At 41.9% G+C, this 3,276-nt stretch carries 4 protein-coding genes; 3 read left to right on the plus strand and 1 reads right to left on the minus strand.

All coding sequences use genetic code 11. The annotated features are described in order from the left end of the window. Positions 1 to 38 precede the first annotated feature (38 nt). The 3 genes from QZY09_RS18220 (at position 39) to QZY09_RS18230 (ending at position 2,059) form a co-directional block, all read left to right on the plus strand. Positions 39 to 392, plus strand: coding sequence for a VOC family protein (locus QZY09_RS18220; protein WP_295674680.1), 354 nt, complete (start codon positions 39 to 41; stop codon positions 390 to 392). A 315-nt stretch (positions 393 to 707) separates the two neighbouring features. Then, the gene (locus QZY09_RS18225) at positions 708 to 1,307 is read left to right on the plus strand and encodes a hypothetical protein (RefSeq protein ID WP_295674681.1); all 600 of its coding nucleotides are present in this window, start codon (positions 708 to 710) and stop codon (positions 1,305 to 1,307) included. A gap of 122 nt (positions 1,308 to 1,429) precedes the next feature. Next, positions 1,430 to 2,059 (plus strand): hypothetical protein, encoded by a 630-nt coding sequence (locus QZY09_RS18230; RefSeq protein WP_295674682.1) that lies wholly within the window; start codon positions 1,430 to 1,432, stop codon positions 2,057 to 2,059. A 129-nt stretch (positions 2,060 to 2,188) separates the two neighbouring features. Here QZY09_RS18230 and QZY09_RS18235 read toward each other — a convergent pair whose 3' ends face one another. Then, positions 2,189 to 3,088, minus strand: a complete 900-nt coding sequence (locus QZY09_RS18235) for an alkaline phosphatase family protein (protein ID WP_295674684.1) — start codon at positions 3,086 to 3,088, stop codon at positions 2,189 to 2,191. Positions 3,089 to 3,276: the final 188 nt, after the last annotated feature.

Below are 3,276 nucleotides of genomic sequence, written 5' to 3' on the forward strand. Positions count from 1 at the left end.
AAACCTTGAGAATTTATTAAACCAAATAAACCCTAATAATGAAAGCGATTGAAATTATCTCTATCCCTGTTACTGATCAGCAACGGTCAAAGGAATTTTATGTAAAACTTGGCTTCACCATTTTAGCTGAAACACCCACCGGCGATGGCCAAACCTGGGTACAACTGGGCTTTAACGGACACGATACCTCTATCACCCTTGTAACGTGGTTCCCGGCAATGCCCGCGGGCAGCGTGCAGGGGCTTGTTATTAAAACAAACAGCCTTGAACAGGATGTTGAAGAATTTACTGCAAAAGGCATCTATGTGGGGCGGATTGACGAAACTCCATGGGGCAAATTCATGTCGGTTAAAGACCCTGATGGAAATGGATTGAGCTTCCACCAGGCTTGACACGATATTTAGGATTTACAGGATCATAGGTTTTAAAACAGTAAATCCTATGATCCTGTAAATCCTTGTTCACTCTTTTTTGTATTACCCTTCCCGAATCCGGAATTTCGGCCCTTGCATTTCTGCATCGCCGTTTAACGCGCCATGGCCCGGGCTCTTATCGACATATATCAAATAAAACCATCCTTGTATAATACCCTCATCATAAATTAAATAAATATGAATAATACCTGAACATTTTATAACCTGCAGTCGTAAAAGCACACATTACCAGGATAAATTAAAGCCAATAAGGCTTTTACAACAAACAATAAAATGAAAACCAGGATATCAGCAATTATCATAATTGCAGCACTTTATTTTTCGTCATGCCATAAAGAAGCTTCTGTAAACCCATTTGCAGCAAGTACCCAGGGCACACAACAATTACCGTCAACAACCATTGTGTTGAACCAGGATACGGCTGGTAAAAAAGCGGATAGCACCAAGGGATACATTTGTGTTAAACTAGGTAAAGATTCTATCAATACCGATGGATTGATGATCTCCTTTAATCCAAAATCAACAGCAGCCTATTCCGGCGCGGAAGACGCACGGTTTATGCAGGGATTCGGGATGGTAAGTTTTTCAAGCCTGTCAAGCGATAATGTACCTTTATCTATTAATACATTACCTCTGGCAAGCCACGGAACAACGGTAAAATTGGTGGTTAACGCTACCAAAACAGGACTATATAAATTATACATCACCAAAATACAGGCAATACCATCAAATTATGATATATGGTTGATGGATAAATTCAAAAAGGACTCACTGGATTTTCGCCACTACCCCTCATATTTATTTGATATGACCGCAGATACAAATTCATACGGGAGCAACAGGTTTACGCTGGTTACCCGTCTGCATCGGTAGGATTTACCTTTATAATAAATAAAAACAGGATCGCCTTAACAAAGGGTGATCCTGTTTTTGTTTAAAACAATTTAGATCATTATCTGTCTGAAAGCAAGGTTTATCCAAAACCCTAATGCAAAATGAAGACAGTTTTTACAATTCTACTTTCTATTTGCTCAATAACCGGATTTGCACAACACCCACAAGCTATGCAGCCGGCAAAACTGAGCCATGCTATTAATAACCTTCGTAAAAGGGATACCACCATTGAATCTGACACCTCAAAAGAAAATAAAGAACCGCAATATTTTTATATTTCAGCAAATACAAACGTTTTTGTAAACACGAGAGGTGGTGCTGCCAAAAGGTTTGCGCCGGCTATTGAGTTTGGCCGCACTTATGGTATTTTTGATATAGGCCTGGCAATTGGAAAATTAAACGAATTAAGGGGCAATGACACGGCACGGTATATAGAATTAAGGCCGTCGATAAACGTATTTTCGAAAGGCAGGTTTGCCGAATCGTTGTGCCTGGGCGCAGGGTATGTACTAAACGGCAAACAAGGTTTGATGTCCGAAATCTGTAATGGTATTAATTTTAACGTAAGTACCACATTTGCCATTACTATGGTTCAGGGCTACGTATTTTTTGATGGCACCAACAGCAACCGCACCGGCCAATATATCGGCATCAATTTAACCTACAACTTTCTGAAACCGCATAGCGTTAACAAACAGCGGAAAAAGGCAGCTATATTAAGTGACAATTAAACCCAGACAGCAAAGCGCGGTTATTGTCCCTGCAATTCAATTTTATTCTTCCCGTAATTAATGCCGTACTCCACCGTAGCGTTAAGCTGGATGCTGAAATGCATACTTCGGACTTTCAGACTTCGCCCCTTATTTCCCCCAAACGCCTCCAACAGGCGGCGCGACTACATTGTCCGTAAATGTTAATCCGTACATCGACTCCAGCGTGTGCAATATATTGTAATGATTAACCGGGCCTTTGTACTCCCCCTGTATAAGTTTCGCCCCATAAAACACCGTTGGGATCCTGTTTTCATTTTTGCTCACATAGTCGTCCTCGTCAAAAGTAACTATCAGTAATCTATTGTGTTTTTTTGCCCATTGGGCGTATTCATTCAGGTTGTCCTTTAGCCAGGTATCGCCCCTGCGTATTGCGTTGTCATCGCCCGACAGTCCAATATTATGCATATCATAATCCATATCGGGCACCACAAAAGCTATTGTAGGCAGTTTGGTAAAATCTTTCGGAAAATCAGTCATCGGCACACTGCATGAAAGGGGGATACAATTAACACCGGTTCCCAGCCAATTTACCCATGGCGTATGCTTGCGGGCATACAAGTGGCCAATAGTAACGCTGCTGCTCAAAAATGTGCAGCCCAGGTAGCCTGCCTTTGGCATGGTTTGGGCGTATCCTTTAAAAGTAAGGTGCTTATCTATCAAAGCCTCGCCCAGGTTGGGGGTTTTAAAAGGTGTTTTACCCTCAAGGCATTCATCGCCCGTTACGCCCTGCGTACTGCCAGAAAACAGCGCCAGGTAATTAGGCTGGCTGGGATGCCCGATACCATGCGAATTGGTAAATAACACGCCGCCTTTGGCAAGCTGATTAATATACGGGGCGTTCGCCGAACCAATCAACTCATGATAGGCATGGTTCTCTTCAATCACAACAACCACATGATCATACTGGGGGATATCATTCTGAGGCTGGGGCGCAAATAGCGAAAAGAGGGCCGCCAAAATGACTGTATTGGTTTTTATAAGATTCATCGTTCAGATAGAAGGATTGGGGATGGCATTTTGTTTTTGTCCCATTTGTCCCATCCCATTTTTGAGCGGGACAGCTGGGACAGGTGGGACAATGTCTCGTCCTGAAAAAAGTTTACACTTTTAATGATTAATCCTGATATAAGTTTACACTTAATTTTAATCCTGTAATAGCTTTACACTTTTCTAAA

The organism is uncultured Mucilaginibacter sp., from assembly GCF_903913935.1.
GTDB lineage: Bacteria > Bacteroidota > Bacteroidia > Sphingobacteriales > Sphingobacteriaceae > Mucilaginibacter.

Coding starts and splice junctions, on each gene's coding strand:
- QZY09_RS18220 (WP_295674680.1), top strand. CDS start 39: ATGAAAGCGATTGAAATTATCTCTATCCCTGTTACTGATCAGCAACGG.
- QZY09_RS18225 (WP_295674681.1), top strand. CDS start 708: ATGAAAACCAGGATATCAGCAATTATCATAATTGCAGCACTTTATTTT.
- QZY09_RS18230 (WP_295674682.1), top strand. CDS start 1,430: ATGAAGACAGTTTTTACAATTCTACTTTCTATTTGCTCAATAACCGGA.
- QZY09_RS18235 (WP_295674684.1), bottom strand. CDS start 3,088: ATGAATCTTATAAAAACCAATACAGTCATTTTGGCGGCCCTCTTTTCG.